The organism is Leclercia sp. UBA5958, assembly GCF_002430365.1.
GTDB classification, from domain to species: Bacteria; Pseudomonadota; Gammaproteobacteria; order Enterobacterales; family Enterobacteriaceae; genus Enterobacter; species Enterobacter pneumoniae.
The window spans coordinates 206,256-230,762 of the sequence record NZ_DJCE01000006.1 but is presented as its reverse complement, the minus strand read 5'-3'; the positions used below and the strand labels follow the sequence as shown (position 1 = coordinate 230,762).

20 protein-coding genes and 1 pseudogene are annotated in these 24,507 nt (G+C 52.6%); 20 read left to right on the top strand and 1 reads right to left on the bottom strand.

Annotation, left to right across the window (positions count from 1 at the left end; all coding sequences use genetic code 11):
• Positions 1-159: 159 nt before the first annotated feature.
• The 11 genes from mnmG (at position 160) to B2Q93_RS09325 (ending at position 10,275) form a co-directional block, all read left to right on the top strand.
• Entirely contained in the window at positions 160-2,049 is a 1,890-nt protein-coding gene (gene mnmG, locus B2Q93_RS09375) for a tRNA uridine-5-carboxymethylaminomethyl(34) synthesis enzyme MnmG (protein ID WP_046886365.1), read from the top strand.
• A 102-nt stretch (positions 2,050-2,151) separates the two neighbouring features.
• Complete coding sequence (gene rsmG / locus B2Q93_RS09370; RefSeq protein WP_286932653.1) at positions 2,152-2,775, top strand: 16S rRNA (guanine(527)-N(7))-methyltransferase RsmG; 624 nt, start codon at positions 2,152-2,154, stop codon at positions 2,773-2,775.
• Between the two features lie 614 nt (positions 2,776-3,389).
• Positions 3,390-3,770: a F0F1 ATP synthase subunit I gene (gene atpI, locus B2Q93_RS09365; protein WP_040077701.1), complete on the top strand. Its 381-nt coding sequence runs from the start codon at positions 3,390-3,392 to the stop codon at positions 3,768-3,770.
• Positions 3,771-3,778: 8 nt separating this feature from the next.
• Positions 3,779-4,594 (top strand): F0F1 ATP synthase subunit A, encoded by an 816-nt coding sequence (gene atpB / locus B2Q93_RS09360; RefSeq protein WP_040077702.1) that lies wholly within the window; start codon positions 3,779-3,781, stop codon positions 4,592-4,594.
• A 50-nt stretch (positions 4,595-4,644) separates the two neighbouring features.
• Complete coding sequence (gene atpE / locus B2Q93_RS09355; protein WP_000429386.1) at positions 4,645-4,884, top strand: F0F1 ATP synthase subunit C; 240 nt, start codon at positions 4,645-4,647, stop codon at positions 4,882-4,884.
• A 55-nt stretch (positions 4,885-4,939) separates the two neighbouring features.
• Positions 4,940-5,410, top strand: coding sequence for a F0F1 ATP synthase subunit B (gene atpF / locus B2Q93_RS09350; RefSeq protein ID WP_040077703.1), 471 nt, complete (start codon positions 4,940-4,942; stop codon positions 5,408-5,410).
• Between the two features lie 14 nt (positions 5,411-5,424).
• Positions 5,425-5,958, top strand: a complete 534-nt coding sequence (gene atpH / locus B2Q93_RS09345) for a F0F1 ATP synthase subunit delta (protein ID WP_040077704.1) — start codon at positions 5,425-5,427, stop codon at positions 5,956-5,958.
• 12 nt (positions 5,959-5,970) lie between these two features.
• The gene (atpA, locus tag B2Q93_RS09340) at positions 5,971-7,512 is read left to right on the top strand and encodes a F0F1 ATP synthase subunit alpha (RefSeq protein ID WP_040077705.1); all 1,542 of its coding nucleotides are present in this window, start codon (positions 5,971-5,973) and stop codon (positions 7,510-7,512) included.
• Between the two features lie 50 nt (positions 7,513-7,562).
• A complete protein-coding gene (gene atpG, locus B2Q93_RS09335; protein WP_040077706.1) occupies positions 7,563-8,426 on the top strand; it encodes a F0F1 ATP synthase subunit gamma in 864 nt (287 codons plus the stop codon).
• A 26-nt stretch (positions 8,427-8,452) separates the two neighbouring features.
• Positions 8,453-9,835, top strand: a complete 1,383-nt coding sequence (atpD, locus tag B2Q93_RS09330) for a F0F1 ATP synthase subunit beta (protein WP_040077707.1) — start codon at positions 8,453-8,455, stop codon at positions 9,833-9,835.
• A gap of 20 nt (positions 9,836-9,855) precedes the next feature.
• Entirely contained in the window at positions 9,856-10,275 is a 420-nt protein-coding gene (locus B2Q93_RS09325; protein ID WP_040077708.1) for a F0F1 ATP synthase subunit epsilon, read from the top strand.
• A gap of 303 nt (positions 10,276-10,578) precedes the next feature.
• Here B2Q93_RS09325 and B2Q93_RS09320 read toward each other — a convergent pair whose 3' ends face one another.
• A complete protein-coding gene (locus B2Q93_RS09320; RefSeq protein ID WP_286932652.1) occupies positions 10,579-12,678 on the bottom strand; it encodes a right-handed parallel beta-helix repeat-containing protein in 2,100 nt (699 codons plus the stop codon).
• 345 nt (positions 12,679-13,023) lie between these two features.
• Between B2Q93_RS09320 and glmU the strand changes: the two genes are divergently transcribed.
• From glmU to B2Q93_RS09275, 9 genes and pseudogenes are all read left to right on the top strand, one after another.
• A complete protein-coding gene (gene glmU / locus B2Q93_RS09315; RefSeq protein WP_286932651.1) occupies positions 13,024-14,394 on the top strand; it encodes a bifunctional UDP-N-acetylglucosamine diphosphorylase/glucosamine-1-phosphate N-acetyltransferase GlmU in 1,371 nt (456 codons plus the stop codon).
• Positions 14,395-14,599: 205 nt separating this feature from the next.
• On the top strand, positions 14,600-16,429 hold the full coding sequence (glmS, locus tag B2Q93_RS09310) for a glutamine--fructose-6-phosphate transaminase (isomerizing) (RefSeq protein WP_286776536.1): 1,830 nt from the start codon (positions 14,600-14,602) through the stop codon (positions 16,427-16,429).
• 299 nt (positions 16,430-16,728) lie between these two features.
• Positions 16,729-17,769 carry a phosphate ABC transporter substrate-binding protein PstS gene (gene pstS, locus B2Q93_RS09305; protein ID WP_040077712.1) on the top strand — a complete coding sequence of 347 codons (1,041 nt, stop codon included), beginning with the start codon at positions 16,729-16,731 and terminating at the stop codon, positions 17,767-17,769.
• Between the two features lie 79 nt (positions 17,770-17,848).
• Positions 17,849-18,808, top strand: coding sequence for a phosphate ABC transporter permease PstC (gene pstC, locus B2Q93_RS09300; protein WP_040077714.1), 960 nt, complete (start codon positions 17,849-17,851; stop codon positions 18,806-18,808).
• Positions 18,808-19,698 (top strand): phosphate ABC transporter permease PstA, encoded by an 891-nt coding sequence (gene pstA, locus B2Q93_RS09295; RefSeq protein WP_040077715.1) that lies wholly within the window; start codon positions 18,808-18,810, stop codon positions 19,696-19,698. The genes pstC and pstA overlap by 1 nt, the downstream gene beginning before the upstream one ends.
• Positions 19,699-19,745: 47 nt before the next feature.
• Positions 19,746-20,519, top strand: coding sequence for a phosphate ABC transporter ATP-binding protein PstB (pstB, locus tag B2Q93_RS09290; RefSeq protein WP_040077716.1), 774 nt, complete (start codon positions 19,746-19,748; stop codon positions 20,517-20,519).
• 13 nt (positions 20,520-20,532) lie between these two features.
• On the top strand, positions 20,533-21,258 hold the full coding sequence (gene phoU, locus B2Q93_RS09285; protein WP_040077717.1) for a phosphate signaling complex protein PhoU: 726 nt from the start codon (positions 20,533-20,535) through the stop codon (positions 21,256-21,258).
• 327 nt (positions 21,259-21,585) lie between these two features.
• Positions 21,586-22,926, top strand: a pseudogene (locus tag B2Q93_RS09280) (PTS transporter subunit EIIC); the annotation flags it as partial.
• Positions 22,927-22,967: 41 nt separating this feature from the next.
• Positions 22,968-24,491 carry a carbohydrate porin gene (locus tag B2Q93_RS09275; protein ID WP_286932650.1) on the top strand — a complete coding sequence of 508 codons (1,524 nt, stop codon included), beginning with the start codon at positions 22,968-22,970 and terminating at the stop codon, positions 24,489-24,491.
• Positions 24,492-24,507 lie beyond the last annotated feature (16 nt).

Genomic DNA, 24,507 nt, shown 5'->3' with positions numbered 1-24,507 from the left:
ATCCTAATAAGAGATCACAATAGAACAGATCTCTAAAGAAAGAGATCTTCTTTTTAATAGCCCAGGATCCCAGTGCTTTCTCGAAAGACTAAAGTTGAGTAGAATCCTCGGCCCGGGCTTCAATCCATTTTCAAACCGCTTTATGCGAGGCAGACCACCATGTTTTATCAGGATCCTTTTGACGTCATCATCATTGGCGGGGGTCATGCAGGCACTGAGGCCGCGATGGCCGCAGCGCGAATGGGTCAACAGACCCTGCTTTTGACACACAATATCGACACGCTGGGACAGATGTCCTGCAATCCGGCGATTGGCGGCATTGGGAAAGGACACCTGGTAAAAGAAGTGGATGCGCTTGGCGGCCTGATGGCAAAAGCGATCGATCAGGCCGGCATTCAGTTTAGGATACTAAACGCAAGCAAAGGCCCAGCCGTCCGTGCGACGCGTGCTCAGGCAGACCGCGTGCTCTACCGTCAGGCGGTACGCACCGCGCTGGAGAATCAACCGAACCTGATGATCTTCCAGCAGGCGGTTGAGGATCTGATTGTGGAAAACGATCGTGTCGTCGGTGCCGTAACCCAGATGGGGCTGAAATTCCGCGCGAAATCCGTGGTACTGACCGTGGGCACCTTCCTGGATGGCAAAATTCATATTGGAATGGATAACTACAGCGGTGGCCGTGCTGGCGATCCGCCGTCCATTTCGTTGTCGCGCCGTCTGCGTGAGCTGCCGCTGCGCGTTAATCGCCTGAAAACGGGGACACCGCCGCGTATTGACGCTCGTACCATCGATTTCAGCGTACTGGCGCAACAGCATGGCGATAACCCGATGCCGGTCTTCTCGTTCATGGGCAATGCGGCTCAACACCCGCAGCAGGTGCCGTGCTATATCACGCACACCAATGAAAAAACCCACGACGTGATCCGTAATAACCTTGATCGTAGCCCGATGTATGCCGGTGTGATCGAAGGGATCGGCCCGCGCTACTGCCCGTCGATCGAAGACAAGGTCATGCGCTTCGCCGATCGTAACCAACACCAGATCTTCCTCGAACCGGAAGGGCTGACCTCCAACGAAATTTACCCGAACGGTATCTCCACCAGCCTGCCGTTCGATGTACAGATGCAGATTGTGCGCTCCATGCAGGGCATGGAAAACGCGAAGATTGTGCGTCCTGGCTACGCCATTGAGTACGATTTCTTCGATCCGCGCGACCTGAAACCTACCCTCGAGAGCAAATACATCGAGGGGCTGTTCTTTGCCGGCCAGATCAATGGGACCACCGGTTACGAAGAGGCTGCCGCTCAGGGGTTACTGGCCGGTCTCAACGCAGCCCGCTTCTCCGCCGAAAAAGAGGGCTGGGCTCCGCGTCGCGATCAGGCATACCTTGGCGTGCTGGTGGACGATCTCTGTACGCTCGGGACCAAAGAGCCGTACCGCATGTTTACCTCCCGAGCGGAATACCGCCTGATGTTGCGTGAAGACAACGCTGACCTGCGTCTGACCGAAATGGGCCGTGAACTGGGACTGGTGGATGACGAACGCTGGGCGCGCTTCAACGAGAAACTGGAGCGCATCGAAACCGAACGTCAGCGCCTGAAGTCGACCTGGGTGAATCCGCTCTCTGACTCAGCTGCTGAAGTGAACGCTCACCTAACTGCGCCACTCTCCAGAGAGGCCAGCGCAGAAGATCTGCTGCGTCGTCCAGAGATGACTTACGCACAGCTGATGCAGATGACGCCGTTCGCGCCGGGCCTGGCAGATGCCGAAGCGGCCGAGCAGGTAGAAATTCAGGTGAAATACGAAGGCTATATCGCTCGCCAGCAGGACGAGATTGAAAAACAGCAGCGCAACGAAAACACCTTGCTGCCTGCCGTCCTGGATTACCGCCAGGTTACCGGTCTTTCCAACGAAGTGATCGCCAAGCTGAACGATCACAAGCCGGTCTCAATCGGTCAGGCATCGCGTATCTCTGGCGTGACGCCGGCTGCGATCTCAATTCTGCTGGTCTGGCTGAAAAAACAGGGTATGCTGCGCCGCAGTGCTTAAGATTTGTAAAATTGCCCGGTAAGGCTACGCTTACCGGGCGGATCGAACTTTACAGCAGAGGGAACTGGTCTCCCTCTGACTGCATCTCAACAGGTATTCACCGTGCTTAACAAACTCTCTCGTCTGCTGGATGAAGCAGGTATTTCGCTCACCGATCACCAGAAAAATCAGCTGGTGGCCTATGTCGACATGCTGAACAAATGGAACAAAGCGTACAACCTGACCTCCGTACGCGACCCCAACGAGATGCTGGTACGTCATATCCTCGACAGTATCGTGGTGGCTCCCCATCTGGAAGGGGCGCGTTTTATCGATGTCGGTACCGGTCCGGGTCTGCCTGGCATTCCATTATCCATTGTGCGCCCTGAGTGCCAGTTCACGTTGCTGGATAGCCTTGGCAAGCGCGTGCGCTTCCTCAAACAGGTGCAGCATGAATTGAAGCTGGAAAACATTACTCTTGTACAGAGCAGGGTAGAGGAGTTTCCGGCCGAGCCGCCGTTCGATGGGGTGATCAGCCGTGCCTTTGCTTCCCTGAATGATATGGTGAGCTGGTGTCATCACTTGCCGGGCGAGCAGGGGCGTTTTTATGCGCTGAAAGGGGTGATGCCGGAAGAGGAGATTGCGCTGTTGCCGTCGAAATACGCTGTCGAGAAGAGTGTGAAATTAAAGGTACCGCAGCTCACCGGAGAGCGTCATTTGGTGATAATTAAGCCAAACAATATTTAAAATATTAATAAAAAATGTGGAATTTGTGCTGTTCTTTGGGTGTTAAAAAGGCAGGCGTCATTCGAGAACAGGTCTGCCTTAATTTAACCTTGCTGTTACCGTGGATTTTCTTGCCGTTAACTATGGCATGTAGTTAACCAAAAATATAATCAACAGCGAAAGTATCAGCAGGCTAAAAGTCAAAAAAGGTCACTACGCTTAATGTTAAATATTTATTAAGAATGTCAATAAAAGGTTTTTATTGTGTACTGGCCTGTTTTAAAAATAGTTGGGTAAATTCGCCTTTATTTTCAGAAAGATGAATTAAAGCGTTTTAATTGTTTGATTTAAACGACCTTATCGTAAATGTGTATTTTGTGATCCCGTGCACGCTTTATCACCAACGTTTGCGCGCTGTTTGCAGTTTTGTATCCGCACAGGCTGTTTGTGGAAAAGTTAATAAATAGCGCTGGGGAAAAATATTTAAACATTTATTCACCTTTTCGCTACTTATTGTTTGAAATCACGGGGGCGCACCGTATAATTTGTCCGCTTTTTGATGCTTGACTCTGAGCCTCAAAGGACGTTTTATACGACACGCGGCATACCTCGAAGGGAGCAGGAGTAAATACGTGATGTCTGTGTCGCTCTTGAGTCGAAACGTTGCTCGTAAGCTTCTGTTCATTCAGTTTCTGGCCGTGATAGCAAGTGGATTGCTGTTCAGCCTTAAAGACCCCTTCTGGGGCATCTCTGCGTTAAGCGGAGGTTTGGCGGTGGTTCTGCCAAACATGCTGTTTATGATTTTTGCCTGGCGTCATCAGGCGCATACACCTGCCAAAGGCCGCATGGCCTGGTCCTTCGCTCTGGGCGAAGTGTGTAAGGTGTTGCTGACCTTTGCCCTCCTGGTGGTGGCGCTGGCTGTTTTTAAAGTGGTATTTCTGCCGCTGATAGTGACGTGGGTTTTGGTGCTGGTGGTACAAATTCTGGCGCCAGCTGTAATCAATAACAAAGGGTAAAAGGCATCATGGCTTCAGAAAATATGACGCCGCAGGATTACATAGGTCACCATCTGAACAACCTTCAGATCGACCTGCGTACATTCTCGCTGGTGGATCCGCATAACCCCCCGGCCACCTTCTGGACGATTAATATCGACTCCATGTTCTTCTCGGTGGTACTGGGTCTGTTGTTCCTGGCCATTTTCCGTGGCGTAGCGAAACGCGCGACCAGCGGTGTTCCCGGGAAATTCCAGACTTTCATCGAAATGATCATTGGCTTCGTCCATGGCAGCGTCAAAGACATGTACCACGGTAAGAGCAAGGTTATTGCTCCGCTGGCACTGACTGTCTTTGTGTGGGTCTTCCTGATGAACCTGATGGACCTGCTGCCGATCGACCTGCTGCCGTTTATCGGCGAGCACATCTTCGGCCTGCCAGCCCTGCGTGTGGTTCCGTCTGCTGACGTGAACATCACCCTGTCTATGGCGCTGGGCGTGTTCATCCTGATTCTTTTCTACAGCATCAAAATGAAAGGTGTAGGCGGCTTCGTGAAAGAGCTTACCCTGCAGCCGTTCAACCACTGGGCGTTCATTCCAATCAACTTGATTCTGGAAGGCGTTAGCCTGCTGTCCAAACCGATCTCTCTCGGTCTGCGACTGTTCGGCAACATGTATGCGGGTGAGCTGATTTTCATTCTGATCGCGGGTCTTCTGCCGTGGTGGTCACAGTGGGTTCTGAATGTGCCATGGGCCATTTTCCACATCCTGATTATTACGCTGCAAGCCTTTATCTTCATGGTTCTGACGATCGTCTATCTGTCGATGGCGTCTGAAGAGCACTGATTTTTTTACCAACACTACTACGTTTTAACTGAAACAAACTGGAGACTGTCATGGAAAACCTGAATATGGATCTGCTGTACATGGCTGCCGCTGTGATGATGGGTCTGGCGGCGATCGGTGCTGCGATCGGTATCGGCATCCTCGGGGGTAAATTCCTGGAAGGCGCAGCGCGTCAGCCGGATCTGATTCCTCTGCTGCGTACTCAGTTCTTTATCGTTATGGGTCTGGTGGATGCTATCCCGATGATCGCTGTAGGTCTGGGTCTGTACGTGATGTTTGCTGTCGCGTAGTAAGCAGTATTAAACACCCTAAGCCACAGTTGTAAATTTAAAGAGGTATTGTGCTGTGAACATGAACGCAACAATCCTCGGCCAGGCCATCGCGTTTGTTATCTTTGTCTGGTTCTGCATGAAGTATGTATGGCCGCCTTTAATGGCTGCCATCGAAAAACGTCAGAAAGAAATTGCTGACGGTCTGGCTTCTGCAGAACGCGCTAAGAAAGATTTGGACCTTGCACAGGCCAACGCGACCGACCAGCTGAAAAAAGCGAAAGCGGAAGCCCAGGTAATCATCGAGCAGGCGAACAAACGTCGTTCTCAGATCCTGGACGAAGCAAAAGCTGAAGCAGAACAGGAACGCACTAAAATCGTGACGCAAGCGCAGGCTGAAATTGAAGCCGAGCGTAAACGTGCTCGCGAAGAACTGCGTAAGCAGGTTGCGATTCTGGCTGTTGCTGGCGCCGAGAAGATCATCGAACGTTCCGTGGATGAAGCTGCTAATAGCGACATCGTGGATAAACTTGTCGCTGAACTGTAAGGAGGGAGGGGCTGATGTCTGAATTTGTTACGGTAGCTCGCCCCTACGCCAAAGCAGCTTTTGACTTTGCTGTCGAACACCAAAATGTCGATCGCTGGCAGAACATGCTGGCGTTTGCCGCCGAGGTAACGAAAAACGAACAAATGGCAGAGATGCTTTCCGGGGCTATGGCACCAGAAACCCTCGCCGCGTCGTTCATCGCCGTCTGTGGTGAGCAGCTGGATGACAATGGCCAGAACCTGATTAAGGTTATGGCTGAAAACGGTCGTCTGCGTGTGCTCCCGGATGTTCTCGAGCAGTTTGTGCACTTACGTGCCCTCAGTGAAGCCACCGCCGAAGTTGAAGTCACCTCGGCGAACGAACTGAGTGAAGAACAGCTTGCGAAAATCACTGCCGCGATGGAAAAACGTCTGTCACGCAAAGTTAAGCTGAATTGCAAAATCGATAAGTCTGTAATGGCAGGCGTAATCATCCGTGCGGGTGATATGGTCATTGATGGTAGCGTACGCGGCCGTCTTGAGCGCCTTGCAGACGTCTTGCAGTCTTAAGGGGACTGGAGCATGCAACTGAATTCCACCGAAATCAGCGAACTGATCAAGCAGCGCATTGCTCAGTTCAATGTTGTGAGCGAAGCTCATAACGAAGGTACTATTGTTTCTGTAAGTGACGGTGTTATCCGCATTCACGGCCTGGCCGATTGTATGCAGGGTGAGATGATTTCCCTGCCGGGTAACCGTTACGCAATCGCACTGAACCTGGAGCGCGACTCCGTAGGTGCAGTTGTGATGGGTCCATACGCTGACCTCGCCGAAGGCATGAAGGTTAAGTGTACTGGCCGTATTCTGGAAGTGCCGGTTGGCCGTGGCATGCTGGGTCGCGTTGTAAACACCCTGGGTGCGCCAATCGACGGTAAAGGTCCGGTTGATAACGATGGCTTCTCGCCAATCGAAGTTATCGCTCCGGGCGTTATCGATCGTCAGTCTGTTGATCAGCCTGTTCAGACGGGTTACAAATCCGTTGATGCCATGATCCCAATCGGTCGTGGTCAGCGTGAACTGATCATCGGTGACCGTCAGACCGGTAAAACCGCGATGGCTATCGACGCCATCATCAACCAGCGCGATTCCGGCATCAAATGTGTGTACGTCGCTATCGGCCAGAAAGCTTCCACCATCTCTAACGTGGTGCGTAAGCTGGAAGAGCACGGTGCGCTGGCTAACACCATCGTTGTTGTTGCAACCGCGTCTGAATCCGCAGCACTGCAGTACCTGGCACCATATGCCGGTTGCGCAATGGGCGAATATTTCCGTGACCGCGGTGAAGATGCGCTGATCGTATACGATGACCTGTCTAAACAGGCTGTTGCTTACCGTCAGGTTTCCCTGCTGCTCCGTCGTCCACCAGGACGTGAAGCATTCCCGGGCGACGTGTTTTACCTCCACTCCCGTCTGCTGGAGCGCGCATCCCGCGTTAACGCGGAATACGTTGAGAACTTCACTAAAGGTGAAGTGAAAGGTCAAACCGGCTCCCTGACCGCTCTGCCGATTATCGAAACCCAGGCGGGTGACGTTTCTGCGTTCGTTCCGACCAACGTAATTTCCATTACCGATGGTCAGATCTTCCTGGAAACCAACCTGTTTAACTCCGGTATTCGTCCGGCAGTTAACCCGGGTATCTCCGTATCCCGTGTAGGTGGTGCAGCTCAGACCAAGATCATCAAGAAACTGTCCGGTGGTATCCGTACCGCGCTGGCACAGTATCGTGAACTTGCAGCGTTCTCCCAGTTTGCATCTGACCTTGACGATGCAACCCGTAAACAGCTTGACCACGGTCAGAAAGTGACCGAACTGCTGAAACAGAAACAGTATGCCCCGATGTCAGTTGCACAGCAGGGCCTGGTACTGTTCGCAGCAGAACGTGGTTATCTGGCGGATGTAGAACTGGCGAAAATCGGTAGCTTCGAAGCCGCTCTGCTGGCTTTCGCTGACCGTGACCACGCTCCGCTGATGCAAGAGATCAACCAGTCCGGTGGCTATAACGACGAAATCGAAGGCAAGCTGAAAAGCCTGCTCGATTCCTTCAAAGCAACCCAGTCCTGGTAACGTCTGGCGGTCTGTCTTAGGGCAGACCGCAAGGCATTGAGGAGAAGCTCATGGCCGGCGCAAAAGAGATACGTAGTAAGATCGCAAGCGTCCAGAACACGCAGAAGATCACTAAAGCGATGGAGATGGTCGCCGCTTCCAAAATGCGTAAATCGCAGGATCGCATGGCGGCCAGCCGTCCTTATGCAGATACCATGCGCAAAGTGATTGGTCACCTTGCAAACGGGAATCTGGAATATAAGCACCCTTACCTGGAAGAACGCGACGTTAAGCGCGTGGGCTACCTGGTGGTGTCTACCGACCGTGGTTTGTGTGGTGGCTTGAACATCAACCTGTTCAAAAAACTGCTGGCGGATATGAAAGCATGGACCGAAAAAGGCGTTCAGAGCGATATCGCGATGATCGGCTCCAAAGGTGTGTCTTTCTTTAATTCCGTGGGTGGCAATATTGTCGCTCAGGTGACCGGTATGGGTGATAACCCGTCCCTGTCCGAACTGATCGGTCCGGTAAAAGTGATGCTGCAGGCCTACGATGAAGGCCGTCTGGACAGACTGTACATCGTAAATAACAAATTTATTAACACCATGTCTCAGGTTCCAACCCTCACGCAGCTGCTGCCTTTGCCGGCATCAGAAGATGACGAGTTGAAACAAAAAGCCTGGGATTACCTGTACGAACCGGATCCGAAACCGCTGCTGGATACCCTGCTGCGTCGTTACGTTGAATCACAGGTTTATCAGGGCGTGGTAGAAAACCTGGCCAGCGAGCAGGCCGCACGTATGGTGGCGATGAAAGCCGCTACCGACAATGGCGGCAGCCTGATTAAAGAGCTGCAGTTGGTTTACAACAAAGCTCGTCAGGCCAGCATTACTCAGGAACTCACCGAGATCGTCGGTGGTGCATCCGCGGTATAACCAGGTTAATTCGTAGAGGATTCAAGATGGCTACTGGAAAAATTGTCCAGGTAATCGGCGCCGTAGTTGACGTCGAATTCCCTCAGGATGCCGTACCGCGCGTGTACGATGCTCTTGAGGTTCAGAATGGTAACGAGAGCCTGGTGCTGGAAGTTCAGCAGCAGCTCGGCGGCGGTATCGTACGTACCATCGCCATGGGTTCTTCTGACGGTCTGCGTCGTGGTCTGGAAGTGAAAGACCTTGAGCACCCGATCGAAGTCCCGGTAGGTAAAGCTACACTGGGTCGTATCATGAACGTATTGGGTCAACCAATCGACATGAAAGGCGACATCGGTGAAGAAGAGCGTTGGGCTATCCACCGCGCAGCACCTTCCTACGAAGAGCTGTCCAGCTCTCAGGAACTGCTGGAAACCGGTATCAAAGTTATCGACCTGATGTGTCCGTTTGCGAAGGGCGGTAAAGTTGGTCTGTTCGGTGGTGCGGGTGTAGGTAAAACCGTAAACATGATGGAGCTGATCCGTAACATCGCGATCGAACACTCCGGTTACTCCGTGTTTGCGGGTGTAGGTGAGCGTACTCGTGAGGGTAACGACTTCTACCACGAAATGACCGACTCCAACGTTCTGGACAAAGTATCCCTGGTTTATGGCCAGATGAACGAGCCACCAGGAAACCGTCTGCGCGTTGCGCTGACCGGCCTGACCATGGCTGAGAAGTTCCGTGACGAAGGTCGTGACGTTCTGCTGTTCGTAGACAACATCTACCGTTACACCCTGGCCGGTACTGAAGTATCTGCACTGCTGGGTCGTATGCCATCAGCGGTAGGCTACCAGCCAACCCTGGCGGAAGAGATGGGTGTTCTGCAGGAACGTATCACCTCTACCAAAACCGGTTCTATCACCTCCGTTCAGGCGGTATACGTACCAGCGGATGACTTGACTGACCCATCCCCAGCCACCACCTTTGCGCACTTAGATGCAACCGTGGTACTGAGCCGTCAGATCGCGTCTCTGGGTATCTACCCGGCCGTTGACCCGCTGGACTCCACTAGCCGTCAATTGGATCCACTGGTTGTTGGCCAGGAACACTACGACACCGCGCGTGGCGTACAGTCCCTGCTGCAGCGTTACCAGGAACTGAAAGACATCATCGCCATCCTCGGTATGGATGAACTGTCTGAAGAAGACAAACTGGTGGTAGCACGTGCGCGTAAGATCCAGCGCTTCCTGTCCCAGCCGTTCTTCGTAGCAGAAGTATTCACCGGTTCTCCGGGTAAATACGTTCCGCTGAAAGATACCATCCGTGGCTTTAAAGGCATCATGGAAGGCGAATACGATCACCTGCCGGAGCAGGCGTTCTACATGGTTGGTTCCATCGACGAAGCCGTGGAAAAAGCCAAAAAACTTTAACGCCTTAATCGGAGGGTGATATGGCAATGACTTACCACCTGGACGTCGTCAGCGCAGAGCAACAAATGTTCTCTGGTCTGGTCGAGAAAATCCAGGTAACGGGCAGTGAAGGTGAACTGGGTATTTTCCCGGGTCACGCACCGCTGCTCACCGCCATTAAGCCTGGTATGATCCGCATCGTTAAACAGTTCGGTCATGAAGAGTTTATCTATCTGTCCGGCGGCATTCTTGAAGTGCAGCCTGGTAGCGTGACCGTTCTGGCTGATACCGCTATTCGTGGCCAGGATCTCGACGAAGCGCGAGCTCTGGAATCGAAACGTAAAGCGGAAGAGCACATTAAGAGCTCTCATGGTGACGTGGATTACGCACAGGCATCTGCGGAGCTGGCCAAAGCGATCGCGAAACTGCGTGTTATCGAGTTGACCAAAAAAGCGATGTAACACCGGCTTGAAAAGTGAAAAGCCAGTCTGGAATCCAGGCTGGCTTTTTTTTATGGTTTCGTTTCGGTAAAAATGAAACTGAAATGTCGTTTTATTATTTTGTGATTTACATCACAAAAATGTTGATCGGTTAAAAAATGAGGCGTAGACTCCTTTTTTGTGAAGTGTGTCACAAAATAAACCTCAATAATTCAGGATGCCATCATGAAACTGATCAACAAAATCATCGCTCTCTTCAGCAACATGAACGTCTCTTTCGGTACGTTCAACCACTAATCTGCTGAATGCCGAGTGGCGCTGCGCTTACCGTTGTGTGATAAGCGATGCGCCATCTGGCAGCGCCTCACCCACGCTGTTCACGCTTTTTCCTTTCTCAATAAAGTAGTTCGTCTCATCGATATTACCCACCACTGCATCGTCATACTGCCCCGGCTGTGTGCGCACTGACTTGTTACCTTTGAATACTCCCTGTGTTGACGCATCGCCGTAAGGACTTGGGCGGAAGATAAAGTTGAATCGGTGGTTATCAACGGCCAGGTTATTCTCTACCACTAACTGGCCCGGGTTAAAGTTATCGGTAAATCCATCCAGATGATTCCCTTCCGCTTTACTGTTACGAATCTCGTGTGCCACCGGCTGCCCTTCCCCGCCGAGCTTAAAGCCATTGCTGGTGTTATTGCGGGCAATTGAATTCTCGATCACCACAACGCCATTAGCACCGTCTTCGATTTTATTAAACAGGTCAAAGCCGTCGTCGATATTGTCGTGGGAATAGCAGTTTTCCAGGCGGTTCCCCTCTCCGACCCGCATTTTCACGGCAAAGCCATCAGCATTGATTTTGCCAGGATCTTCATTGGCAAAAGATTCCGCGTTGACGACCCGGTTATAGCTGGCCCAAAGCGGACGGCCAATCTTTTCCGGGGAAGAGATTTGAATGCCGGTGTCGTCGTTACGGTATGCCGTGACCCCTTCAATCAGGTTGTGGCTACCCTGTATGCGCAGGCTTTTAGCGGTAACATCAATCCCTTTGATATGCCAGTAGCTGGCGTCTACAAGCAGCCCGTGCAGAACGGCTTTACCCTCCGCCTCGAGCGCCTTCACCTGCCCAGCGCTGCCGCTGGCGGAGAGTGGAATTTCACTACGGGGGTAGTCACCCGCGGCAAGCGTAATCTTGCCGCCAGGGGCGAGCAGGCTGATGGCGGTGGCGAAATCCATTGGCGAGGCAAGCGTCCCTTTCCCGTCAGCTTTGCCCTCCGGTGCGACATAGAGATGTGAAGCCTCGATGCCGGTGACCTTCTCAACGGAGAAGCGCTGCTCTACGGCTTCGCCGCGGGTGGGGGTGAAGGTGAGGCTGAATAGGTTATTCTCTTTTAGAGTCGCTGGCGCGGAGTACATCTCTCCGGCTTTAACCGGTTTTTCGTTACCGATCACCACTTCGTTCTGGCGCAGGGTAAAAGCACCGTCATAGTTGGCTCGGGCCTGCACCTGATAGGGCTCTTGTACGCTTTTGCTGGCCGAAAGGATCTGCACGACTACCGGCTGCGCTTTGGCCTGCCAGGGCTTACTGGCGACGCTATGCGCAGCGGAAGTGGTCAGCGAGGCATTGGATACGGTAATTTTGGCATTACGCGAGGCAAAAAAGCCGACGTAATAGTGGTCCTGATTCTGTACCGAGATCAGGTCTGCGCGCGGAACACTTTTACTCACCCATTCGTCGCTACCGACAGGTGACCAGGCGGTGATAAAGCCGTCGTTAGTACGTTGTAGCTTCAGGCGAAACTCTGGCGTCTGGTTGAGATCGACCTCCTCTTTATAGCTCTGTTTCACAATGGCCGCACCGGCATTTCCCCAGGGCTGCGAGATCCCCTCGCGGGTGATTGCCTGAAGCTTTATCCGATGATGATCTTTTTTATCCTGCGTCATAATGGCATTCATGACCAGGTTCGAGGCGGCTGGAAATTCTTCATAGCCCTCTTTCAGCGGTTGCTGGCGGGGCACACCAATAACATCACGCACCAGCAGGCCAGCACCCTCCTGCGCGGCGGGTTTTGCGCCATTCTCCGGCCCAAATTGATCAACTCTCACCGTCGCCTGCAGAGTAAAGTTTTCGCTGGTGGGAAGCTCAGTGTAGAAAAAGGTGAGTCCATCATGGGAATTGGCAATTTTGCCGCCCCGGCTCTCAATCACAACGGGTTTAGACAGATCAGCAGCATCCTCCGGCTCGAGAATTTTACCATCGATAGTGACATCATTAACGCCCACCTTTTCCGGCAAAACATTCGAGGAGAAATTGACGTCTGTGGACTGGCCGAACGCAATTGCTCGCCAGACCTGCGGCTGCTCCGCCGCGTTAACAGCACAGGCGCTGCAGATCATTAAGGCCAGAGGTAATTTATAATTCATTTTTATTCTCCTGAGTGATAATTGAGCGCCATTATCATCAGGATGAAACACCGTTTCTTTTTTCTTTGTCACATTATTGGATAATTAAAACGATGTTTTGTTTTTGACTGATCTTTATTTTTGCGGCGAAAAAATAGCTAACCTGTTGTGTGAACAAGAGAGTTCCAGCAATGACGCTATTTTCCGGACGAAAAGTGATTTACTCTGCCCTGAAAAGTATCTTCAAATAGCCCGTATTGACTGATGTTGTGCGTTTTACCGCCGCTCCATTTTTTGGCGCAAAATATGTAGAATTTTCAACGTCAAAGGGTTTTACTTCTCACTCAAATTACAGTCAGGACGTGTATGTTGAACAATGCGATGAGCGTGGTCATCCTTGCCGCTGGTAAAGGCACCCGCATGTATTCCGATCTTCCGAAGGTGCTGCATACCCTTGCAGGGAAAGCGATGGTGCAGCATGTCATTGATGCCGCTAACGAAATGGGTGCCGACCAGGTTCATCTTGTTTACGGTCACGGCGCCGATATGCTGAAACAGACCCTCAGTGACGACAAACTGAACTGGGTGCTGCAGGCAGAGCAGCTGGGAACCGGCCATGCGATGCAGCAGGCTGCGCCGTTCTTTGCTGACGACGAAGATATCCTGATGCTTTACGGCGACGTGCCGCTGATTTCCGTTGAGACTCTTACCCGCCTGCGTGATGCTAAACCGCAGGGCGGCATTGGCCTCCTTACCGTTAAGCTTGATGATCCAACTGGCTACGGCCGCATCACCCGAGAAAACGACACTGTCACCGGTATTGTTGAACATAAAGATGCCACAGAAGCGCAGCGTAAAATTCAGGAAATCAATACCGGTATCCTGATTGCCAACGGCGCGGATATGAAGCGCTGGCTATCGAAGCTGAACAATAATAACGCCCAGGGTGAGTTCTACATCACCGATATCATTGCGCTGGCGCATCAGGAAGGCCGCGAAATCGCCGCCGTCCACCCGGATCGTTTAAGTGAAGTGGAGGGCGTGAACAACCGCCTGCAACTCTCCCGCCTGGAACGCGTTTATCAGGCTGAGCAGGCTGAAAAGCTGCTGCTCGCAGGCGTTATGCTGCGTGACCCTTCGCGTTTCGATCTGCGTGGTGAACTGAACCACGGGCGCGACGTTGAAATTGATACTAACGTTATTCTGGAAGGGAAGGTCACTCTCGGCCATCGCGTTAAGATCGGCGCAGGCTGCGTGATCAAAAACAGCGTGATCGGCGACGACTGTGAAATCAGCCCGTACAGCGTGGTGGAAGATGCCAACCTGGCCGCTGCCTGCACCATCGGGCCGTTTGCACGTCTGCGCCCTGGTGCGGAGCTGCTGGAAGGTGCCCACGTGGGTAACTTCGTTGAAATGAAAAAGGCGCGCCTGGGCAAAGGCTCCAAGGCGGGCCATTTGACCTATCTGGGCGATGCGGAAATTGGCGATAACGTCAATATCGGCGCGGGCACCATCACCTGTAACTACGATGGCGCCAATAAATTCAAAACCATCATCGGCGACGACGTATTTGTAGGCTCGGATTCACAGCTGGTCGCGCCGGTGACCATTGGCAAAGGCGTGACCATTGCCGCCGGTACCACGGTAACCCGCGATGTAGCGGATGACGAACTGGTATTAAGCCGCGTGCCACAGGTGCACAAAAAGGGCTGGAAACGCCCGGTGAAGAAAAAGTAATTACTCCGCATTTTAACCCTCTCTCCTCAGGGGAGAGGGATGATTCGATGCGGTGTGTCGGGTGAGGAGATAAATATATATCCCCCCCAATAGCAGTACCTATAACAATAACCCCACTCTCTACAAGGCTCGGGGCGCCCGTAAAACGGGCAACAACAGGTCAGCGACAACGCATGGCATAACGCCATAATCAGGAAATTTAACTATGTGTGGAATTGTTGGCGCAGTCGCGCAGCGTGATATTGCTGAAATCCTTCTCGAAGGATTACGTCGTCTGGAATACCGTGGTTACGACTCTGCCGGTCTGGCGGTGGTCGATGCAGAAGGTCACATGACCCGTCTGCGCCGCCTCGGTAAAGTACAAATGCTGGCACAGGCCGCGGAAGAACATCCGCTGCATGGCGGCACAGGCATTGCTCACACCCGTTGGGCGACCCACGGCGAGCCCTCTGAAGGCAATGCGCACCCGCATGTCTCTGAACATATCGTGGTGGTGCATAACGGCATCATAGAAAACCACGAACCGCTGCGTGAAGAGCTGAAAGCGCGCGGTTATACCTTCGTCTCTGAAACTGACACCGAAGTCATTGCCCACCTGGTACATTGGGAACTGGCACAGGGCGGTACGCTGCGTGAAGCGGTACTGCGGGCTATTCCTCAACTGCGTGGCGCTTACGGCACGGTGATCATGGATTCCCGCGATCCGTCCACGCTGCTGGCGGCTCGCTCCGGCAGCCCGATGGTTATCGGCCTGGGCATGGGTGAAAACTTCATTGCTTCCGACCAGCTGGCCCTGTTGCCGGTGACACGTCGCTTTATCTTCCTCGAAGAGGGTGACATCGCGGAAGTGACACGCCGTAGCGTGACCGTATTCGATACTAAAGGCGTACAGGTTAAACGTGCTGAGATCGAATCTAACCTGCAGTATGACGCGGGCGACAAGGGCGCGTATCGTCACTACATGCAGAAAGAGATCTACGAGCAGCCAAACGCCATTAAAAACACTCTGACCGGGCGTATCAGCCACGGTGAAGTGGATCTGAGCGAACTGGGAGCCAATGCCAATGAGATGCTGGCGAAAGTTGAGCATATCCAGATCGTGGCCTGCGGGACCTCTTACAACTCCGGTATGGTTTCTCGCTACTGGTTCGAATCGCTGGCCGGTGTGCCTTGTGATGTGGAGATCGCTTCCGAATTCCGCTATCGCAAATCGGCCGTACGCAAAAACAGCCTGATGATCACCCTGTCTCAGTCCGGTGAGACCGCCGATACACTCGCGGCGCTGCGCCTGTCGAAAGAGCTGGGCTATCTCGGTTCGCTGGCAATCTGCAACGTTCCGGGCTCGTCCCTGGTGCGTGAATCCGATCTGGCGCTGATGACCAAAGCGGGCACCGAAATCGGCGTGGCCTCTACCAAGGCCTTTACCACCCAACTGACCGTTCTGCTGATGCTGGTGGCGAAACTGGCGCGTCTGAAAGGCCAGGATGCTTCTGTTGAGCACGACATCGTTCACGGTCTGCAGGCGTTGCCGAGCCGTATCGAGCAGATGCTGTCGCAGGACAAGCGTATCGAAGCGCTGGCTGAAGATTTCTCCGACAAACATCACGCACTGTTCCTGGGGCGTGGCGATCAGTATCCCATTGCGCTGGAAGGTGCATTGAAGCTGAAAGAGATCTCCTACATCCACGCAGAAGCCTACGCAGCAGGCGAGCTGAAACACGGTCCGCTGGCGCTGATTGATGCTGATATGCCGGTTATCGTTGTCGCACCTAACAATGAACTGCTGGAAAAACTGAAGTCCAACATCGAAGAAGTGCGCGCCCGTGGTGGCCAGCTGTATGTCTTCGCCGATCAGGATGCCGGTTTTGTGAGTAACGACAACATGCACATCATTGAGATGCCGCATGTGGAAGAGGTCATTGCACCTATCTTCTACACCGTGCCGCTGCAGCTTCTGTCTTATCACGTCGCGCTGATTAAAGGCACCGACGTTGACCAGCCACGTAACCTGGCGAAGTCGGTTACTGTCGAGTAATACCTCCAGGCTCCACCTTCGGGTGGAGCTTTTCTCCCCGTTTTTTTCTTCTTGTGATGATGACAACCTGTCATCTTCAGCTATTTTTTGAGTGTCATAGAAAGAAAATTTTTCTGCAATCTTACTGTCAAAAAACCCGTCAAATTACTGATAATAAAGAGTTATCTGTTTTAGATTAAAGTGAAATTTTCACTGTAATAAAACTGTCATAATTCGGACATTTATCTGTCACCTGTTTGTCCTATTTTGCTCCTCGTAGCCACTAAACAACGATTTACCAAAATCTTGCAGGAGACATTATGAAAGTTATGCGTACCACTGTCGCAACTGTTGTCGCCGCGACCTTATCGATGAGCGCGTTCTCTGTGTTCGCAGAGGCAAGCCTGACTGGTGCTGGTGCAACCTTCCCTGCGCCGGTGTATGCCAAATGGGCTGATACTTACCAGAAAGAGACTGGTAACAAGGTGAACTACCAGGGTATCGGCTCCTCCGGTGGCGTTAAACAAATTACCGCGAATACCGTTGATTTCGGCGCATCAGACGCTCCGCTGTCTGATGAGAAACTGAACCAGGAAGGTCTGTTCCAGTTCCCGACCGTTATCGGCGGTGTTGTGCTGGCCGTGAATATCCCGGGCCTGAAGTCTGGCGAGCTGGTGCTGGATGGTAAAACGCTGGGTGATATCTACCTCGGCAAAATCAAAAAATGGGATGACGAAGCCATCACTAAACTGAACCCAGGCGTGAAGCTGCCTTCGCAGAACATCGCTGTGGTTCGTCGTGCTGACGGTTCCGGTACCTCCTTCGTCTTCACCAGCTACCTGGCGAAAGTGAACGAAGAGTGGAAATCCAAAGTAGGTTCTGGCTCTACCGTGAACTGGCCGACCGGTCTGGGCGGTAAAGGTAACGACGGTATCGCCGCGTTCGTACAGCGTCTGCCAGGCTCAATCGGCTACGTAGAGTACGCTTACGCGAAGCAGAACAACCTGGCTTACACCAAGCTGGTTTCTGCTGACGGCAAACCGGTGAGCCCGACCGAAGAGACCTTTGCTAACGCAGCAAAAGGCGCTGACTGGAGCAAATCCTTCGCACAGGATCTGACAAACCAGAAAGGTGACGAAGCCTGGCCAATCACCTCCACGACCTTCATCCTGGTTCATAAAGATCAGAAGAAACCTGAACAAGGCACAGAAGTGCTGAAGTTCTTCGACTGGGCATACAAAAACGGCGGCAAACAGGCTAATGACCTGGATTACGCCAGCCTGCCGGACAGCGTGGTTGAGCAGATTCGTGCTGCATGGAAAACTAACGTGAAAGATAGCAGCGGTAAAGCGCTGTACTAACAGGATATTTTTGACGAAGATGGCGGGGGCGCAAGCGCCCGCCACCTTTCGTGAAACGACGTTAACAGAAGAGTAATTTATGGCTGCAACCAAGCCTGCTTTTAATCCTCCGGGAAAAAAAGGCGACATGATCTTCAGCGCGCTAGTAAAACTGGCTGCGCTGATTGTGCTATTGCTGCTGGGCGGCATTATCGTGTCTCTGATTTTCTCCTCCTGGCCGAGCATTCAGAAATTCGGTTTCTCCTTCCTGTGGACCAAAGAGTGGGATGCGCCAAACGAAGTCTTTGGTGCGCTGGTACCCATTTACGGTACCCTGGTGACCTCGCTCATTGCCCTGCTGATTGCGGTTCCGGTGAGTTTTGGTATCGCCCTGTTCCTGACGGAGCTGGCACCAGGCTGGCTGCGACGTCCGCTTGGTATCGCCATTGAACTGCTGGCGGCCATTCCGAGTATCGTATACGGCATGTGGGGCCTGTTTATCTTTGCGCCGCTGTTCGCCACATACTTCCAGGAGCCGGTTGGGAATGTGCTCTCTGCCATTCCGTTTGTGGGCGCGCTGTTCTCAGGCCCGGCGTTCGGTATCGGTATTCTGGCTGCAGGCGTGATCCTCGCCATCATGATTATTCCGTACATTGCGGCGGTTATGCGCGATGTCTTCGAACAAACCCCGGTGATGATGAAAGAGTCGGCCTACGGGATCGGCTGTACCACCTGGGAAGTTATCTGGCGCATCGTTCTTCCGTTCACCAAAAATGGGGTGATCGGGGGCATCATGTTGGGCCTGGGGCGTGCGCTGGGCGAAACCATGGCGGTGACCTTTATCATTGGTAACACCTACCAGCTCGATAGCGTCTCACTTTATATGCCGGGTAACAGCATTACTTCTGCGCTGGCGAACGAATTCGCCGAAGCGGAATCGGGGCTGCACGTTGCGGCGCTGATGGAACTGGGTCTGATTCTGTTTGTTATCACCTTCATTGTTCTGGCGATTTCTAAGCTGATGATTATGCGTCTCGCTAAAAATGAGGGGGCACGCTAATGGCGACTCTCGAAATGCAAAACACCGCTGAGCTGGCGGAATCCCGCCGCAAAATGCAGGCCAGACGCCGCACGAAGAACCGCATTGCGCTGACGCTCTCCATGGGGACGATGGCATTCGGTCTGTTCTGGCTGGTCTGGATTCTTTTCTCCACCGTGGTACGCGGTATCGATGGAATGTCGCTGGCGCTATTCACCGAGATGACGCCGCCGCCGAATACGGCGGGCGGGGGGCTGGCAAACGCCCTGGCGGGCAGTGGCCTGCTGATCCTCTGGGCGACGGTCTTTGGTACGCCGCTGGGCATCATGGCGGGGATTTATCTGGCGGAGTACGGCCGTAAATCCTGGCTGGCTGAAGTCATTCGCTTCATCAATGACATCCTGCTGTCTGCGCCCTCTATCGTCGTCGGTCTGTTTGTTTATACCGTGGTGGTGGCACAGATGGAGCACTTCTCCGGCTGGGCTGGCGTGATTGCGCTGGCGCTGCTTCAGGTGCCTATCGTCATTCGAACTACCGAGAATATGTTGAAACTGGTGCCGGACAGCCTGCGTGAAGCGGCTTACGCGCTGGGAACGCCAAAGTGGAAAATGATCTCCGCGATTACGTTGAAAGCGTCTGTCTCCGGGATCATGACCGGTATCCTGCTGGCCGTTGCCCGTATCGCCGGTGAAACCGCCCCGCTGCTGTTTACGTCTCTCTCCAACCAGTTCTGGAGCACGGACATGATGCAGCCGATCGCCAACCTGCCGGTGACGATCTTTAAATTTGCGATGAGCCCATTCGTAGAATGGCAGCAGCTGGCCTGGGCCGGGGTGCTGATCATCACGCTTTGCGTACTGTTGCTGAACATTCTGGCGCGCGTCATTTTCGCGAAGAAGAAACACGGTTAATTTTTTACGGCGCGGCACATCGCGGCGCCGAATGAGGAAAAGAGTCAATGAGTATGGTTGATACTGCCCCGGGTAAGATTCAGGTTCGTGATTTGAACTTCTACTACGGTAAATTCCATGCACTGAAGAATATCAACCTGGATATCGCCAAGAACCAGGTTACGGCATTCATCGGTCCGTCTGGCTGTGGGAAATCCACGTTGCTGCGTACCTTTAACAAGATGTATTCGCTCTACCCAGAGCAGCGCGCTGAAGGCGAAATCATCCTGGACGGCGAAAACATCCTGACGCATGCCCAGGATATCGCCCTGCTGCGCGCGAAAGTGGGCATGGTATTCCAGAAGCCGACCCCGTTCCCGATGTCGATTTATGACAACATCGCCTTTGGCGTGCGTCTGTTTGAGAAACTCTCCCGTGCCGATATGGACGAGCGTGTGCAGTGGGCCTTGACCAAGGCCGCATTGTGGAACGAAACCAAAGATAAGTTGCACCAGAGCGGGTACTCTCTCTCCGGTGGTCAGCAGCAGCGTCTGTGCATCGCCCGCGGTATCGCTATTCGCCCGGATGTATTGCTGCTGGACGAGCCGTGCTCGGCGCTGGACCCTATTTCAACCGGGCGCATTGAAGAGCTGATCACCGAGTTGAAGCAGGATTACACCGTGGTGATCGTGACCCACAACATGCAGCAGGCTGCGCGTTGTTCCGACCATACGGCGTTTATGTACCTGGGCGAGTTGATTGAGTTCAGCGATACGGACGCGCTGTTCACCCGCCCCGCGAAGAAACAAACTGAAGATTATATTACTGGCCGCTACGGTTGATTTGGAGTGAACCATGGACAACCTCAATCTTAATAAACATATTTCCGGCCAGTTCAACGCAGAGCTGGAAAGCATCCGCACCCAGGTGATGACCATGGGCGGTATGGTGGAACAGCAGCTGACCGATGCCATCACGGCGATGCACAACCAGGACAGCGAGCTGGCGAAGCGCGTTATTGCTGGCGATCAGAACGTCAACATGATGGAAGTGGCCATCGACGAGGCCTGCGTGCGCATTATTGCCAAGCGTCAGCCAACGGCGAGCGACCTGCGTCTGGTGATGGCGATCATCAAAACTATTGCCGAGCTGGAACGTATTGGCGACGTGGCGGATAAAATCTGCCGCACCGCGCTGGAGAAGTTCTCCCAGCAGCATCAGCCGCTGCTGGTGAGCCTGGAGTCGCTGGGCCGCCACACCGTGCAGATGCTGCACGACGTGCTGGACGCCTTTGCACGTATGGATCTGGACGAAGCAGTACGTATCTACCGCGAAGATAAGAAAGTCGACCAGGAGTATGAGGGCATTGTGCGTCAGCTGATGACCTACATGATGGAAGACTCCCGCACCATTCCCAGCGTTCTGACCGCGCTGTTCTGTGCTCGCTCTATTGAGCGTATCGGCGACCGTTGTCAGAACATCTGTGAATACATCTTCTACTTCGTGAAGGGGCAGGACTTCCGTCACGTAGGCGGAGATGAGCTGGATAAGATGCTGGCGGGTAAAGATCCGAAAGAGTAATATTATTAACGCCAGCAAAGCTGGCGTTATATTTTTATAGAATCCATTCCCCATATAAATAACACCTGATGTATTTTTTGCCGGTGCGCGAATTAATTAGGCGTTAGTCACATTTTATCCTCCACTGAATTGTTTTTATTTTTGCTCTGGAATAAAAAAGAGCGGCGCAGTTGTGTCATCAGACGCTATTTTTAGTTAATACCTTAAACATTGATAACTGGATTGTTACCGTCAACGTACGGGCAAAACCTGAAAGAGGTCCTCTCTGCATAGAGGTGCCTTTTTCAGGTTTTTTTTATTTCCCGGCGGCGGTTAAAGGATGAACAAATGGAATTAGCCGAAAAAATTGTCACAGGCGTAGGGGGCAAAGAAAATATTCTGAGCTTGCTTCATTGTGCAACCCGCCTGCGTTTCAGATTAAAAGAGAGAGATAAAGCTACGCCTGAGATCTTAAAAAATACGCCGGGTATCATCATGGTCGTTGAAAGCGCCGGTCAGTTTCAGGTCGTGATTGGCAATCATGTTCATGATGTTTATAACGCTATCAATGCCCTTATCGGGGAGAAAGCACCTGCCAGTATGGACACGGCGACGGGCAACCTTATTAATCGTTTTATTTATACGGTATCCAGTATTTTTACCCCGTTAATAGGCGTGATGGCGGCAACCGGCATACTGAAAGGGGCCCTGGCAGCCGGGGTGGTCTTTGATGTGTTAACAGAGCAGAGCGGGACTTATCGCATTCTGTTCAGCGCCAGCGATGCCCTGTTCTACTTTTTCCCGGTTATTCTGGGCTATACGGCCGGTAAACAATTTGGCGGTAATCCTTTTGTCTCGATGGCCATTGGTGGCGCATTAATACATCCCACCATCATTCAGTCTCTGGGAAGTGCGGCTACGCCACATGAATTTATGGGTTTACCCGTTACGTTTATCAATTATAGCGCTTCCGTCATCCCGATAATCTTCTCTGCCTGGTTTTGTGGCGTCGTAGAGAAACGCCTTAATAACTGGCTCCCTTCATCAATGAAAAATTTCGTCACGCCGCTTCTTTGTCTGATGGTGACGACCCCTCTGGCCTTTCTGGTTATTGGGCCACTCGCCACCTGGATAAGTAAAGGCATTGCACAGGGTTATTTGGCGCTCTACGGCTTTGCTCCGGGGGTTGCTGGCATCGTTATGGGCGGATTATGGCAAGTGTTTGTCATGTTTGGCCTGCACTGGGGGCTGGTGCCGTTATGCATTAATAACTTCACGGTGCTGGGATATGACTCGCTCCTGCCTTTGCTGGTGCCTGCCATTCTGGCGCAGGTTGGCGCTGCGCTGGCCATGTTCTGCTTTGAACGCGACCCGCAAAAGAGAGTGGTTGCCGGATCGGCTGCAATCACCGGGCTCTTTGGTATCACCGAACCGGCCGTTTATGGCGTTAATTTACCGCGCAAATATCCCTTTTATATCGCCTGTATCAGTGGCGCCTGCGGAGGGCTGTTGGTCGGCCTCGCGCAAACCAAAGCCTGGTCTTTTGGGATGCCAGGCATCTTCACCTTTATGCAAATTCTTCCCCCCGGCGGGGTGGATTATAGCGTCTGGGCTTGTTTGTTGGGTTCAGCCCTCGCTCTCGCCGCGGCTTTTATTGCCTCTTTGCTCTTTTGCTATTTCGCGGATAAGGCATCCGCCGTCGCTTAATTCATTTGAAAAAGGAATTCATTATGTTCAGGAGAAATATCATAGCCTCTGCGCTTGTCATGATACTGCCGGGTGCGAGCTGGGCGGGCTCATTGACGGTCGAACAACGCCTGGAGATGCTTGAAAAAGCGTTAAAGGAGACGCAGGCCGAATTACAGCATTACAAAAATCAGGCCGTCCCCGTTCAGGTCGCCGATAAACCGGCGAAAAAGCCGGCCACCGTGCTGGTGAAAAATGAGAGCAAAGATGTATCTGCTATCACAATGAAGGATTTCAGTAAGTTTGTTAAAGATGAGATTGGCTTTAGCTATAACGGCTATTTCCGTTCCGGCTGGGGCAGTGCGTCTCACGGCTCGCCCAAATCCTGGGCCATTGGCTCTCTCGGGCGACTGGGTAATGAATATACCGGCTGGTTTGATTTACAGCTGAAACAGCGTGTCTGGCATGAGGGCAACAAACGTGTCGATGCGATCGTTATGCTGGATGGCAACGTCAGTCAGCAGTACTCCACCGGCTGGTTTGGTGACAATGCGGGTGGCGAAAACTATTTACAGTTCTCCGACATGTACGTCACCACGCAGGGTTTCCTGCCATTTGCGCCGGAAGCCGACTTCTGGGTGGGTAAACATGGCGCACCGAAAATCGAAATCCAGATGCTGGACTGGAAAACACAGCGTACGGATGCTGCCGCAGGGGTGGGGCTGGAAAACTGGAAAGTGGGCCCCGGCAAGGTGGATATTGCGCTGGTGCGTGAAGATGTGGATGACTACGACCGCGATCTGAATAACAAACAGCAAATCAATACCAATACCGTCGATCTTCGCTATAAAGAGCTCCCTCTGTGGGATGACGCCACGCTGATGCTCAGCGGGCGCTATGTGGCGGGTAATCAGAGCGCCAGCGAGAAAAGTAATCAGGATAATAATGGCTATTACCGCTGGAAAGACACCTGGATGGTGGGCAGTACCCTCACGCAGAAACTCTCTGACGGCGGCTTTAATGAGTTTTCGCTGCTGGTTGCGAATAACTCCATAGCCAGCAGTTTTTCACGTTATGCGGGCTCCAGCCCGTTCACCACAAATAATGGCCGTTACTATGGTGACCATACTAACGGGACAGCTGTCCGTCTGGCCTCACAGGGAGAGATGTATCTCGGCGATAAGGTGATTGTCGCCAATGCGCTGGTCTACTCCTTCGGCAACGACGTCTACAGCTATGAAACGGGTGCCCACAGCGATTTTGATTCGATACGTGCCGTTGTCCGTCCGGCCTGGATCTGGGATAACTTCAACCAGACCGGCGTAGAGCTCGGTTACTTCAGACAGAAAAATACCGATCTGAGCGGCAAGAACTATTACGAGTCGGGTTATAAAACCACGCTGTTCCACACCTTTAAAGTCAACACCAGCATGTTGACCTCCCGTCCCGAAATCCGTTTTTACGGCACCTACATTAAAGCGGATGAGACCGATTTAGATCACTTCACTTTCGAAGACCAAAAACAGGACCAGTTTGCGCTCGGTGCGCAGGCTGAAATCTGGTGGTAACAGGCTACTTAACAAG

Bases quoted from the DNA above. Each gene is read 5' to 3' on its own strand.
- pstA (WP_040077715.1), top strand. From the start codon at position 18,808: ATGGCGACTCTCGAAATGCAAAACACCGCTGAGCTGGCGGAATCCCGC.
- phoU (WP_040077717.1), top strand. From the start codon at position 20,533: ATGGACAACCTCAATCTTAATAAACATATTTCCGGCCAGTTCAACGCA.
- atpA (WP_040077705.1), top strand. From the start codon at position 5,971: ATGCAACTGAATTCCACCGAAATCAGCGAACTGATCAAGCAGCGCATT.
- B2Q93_RS09320 (WP_286932652.1), bottom strand. From the start codon at position 12,678: ATGAATTATAAATTACCTCTGGCCTTAATGATCTGCAGCGCCTGTGCT.
- atpD (WP_040077707.1), top strand. From the start codon at position 8,453: ATGGCTACTGGAAAAATTGTCCAGGTAATCGGCGCCGTAGTTGACGTC.
- atpG (WP_040077706.1), top strand. From the start codon at position 7,563: ATGGCCGGCGCAAAAGAGATACGTAGTAAGATCGCAAGCGTCCAGAAC.
- atpE (WP_000429386.1), top strand. From the start codon at position 4,645: ATGGAAAACCTGAATATGGATCTGCTGTACATGGCTGCCGCTGTGATG.
- mnmG (WP_046886365.1), top strand. From the start codon at position 160: ATGTTTTATCAGGATCCTTTTGACGTCATCATCATTGGCGGGGGTCAT.
- B2Q93_RS09325 (WP_040077708.1), top strand. From the start codon at position 9,856: ATGGCAATGACTTACCACCTGGACGTCGTCAGCGCAGAGCAACAAATG.
- pstB (WP_040077716.1), top strand. From the start codon at position 19,746: ATGAGTATGGTTGATACTGCCCCGGGTAAGATTCAGGTTCGTGATTTG.
- glmU (WP_286932651.1), top strand. From the start codon at position 13,024: ATGTTGAACAATGCGATGAGCGTGGTCATCCTTGCCGCTGGTAAAGGC.
- pstC (WP_040077714.1), top strand. From the start codon at position 17,849: ATGGCTGCAACCAAGCCTGCTTTTAATCCTCCGGGAAAAAAAGGCGAC.
- glmS (WP_286776536.1), top strand. From the start codon at position 14,600: ATGTGTGGAATTGTTGGCGCAGTCGCGCAGCGTGATATTGCTGAAATC.
- B2Q93_RS09275 (WP_286932650.1), top strand. From the start codon at position 22,968: ATGTTCAGGAGAAATATCATAGCCTCTGCGCTTGTCATGATACTGCCG.
- pstS (WP_040077712.1), top strand. From the start codon at position 16,729: ATGAAAGTTATGCGTACCACTGTCGCAACTGTTGTCGCCGCGACCTTA.
- atpH (WP_040077704.1), top strand. From the start codon at position 5,425: ATGTCTGAATTTGTTACGGTAGCTCGCCCCTACGCCAAAGCAGCTTTT.
- atpB (WP_040077702.1), top strand. From the start codon at position 3,779: ATGGCTTCAGAAAATATGACGCCGCAGGATTACATAGGTCACCATCTG.
- atpI (WP_040077701.1), top strand. From the start codon at position 3,390: ATGTCTGTGTCGCTCTTGAGTCGAAACGTTGCTCGTAAGCTTCTGTTC.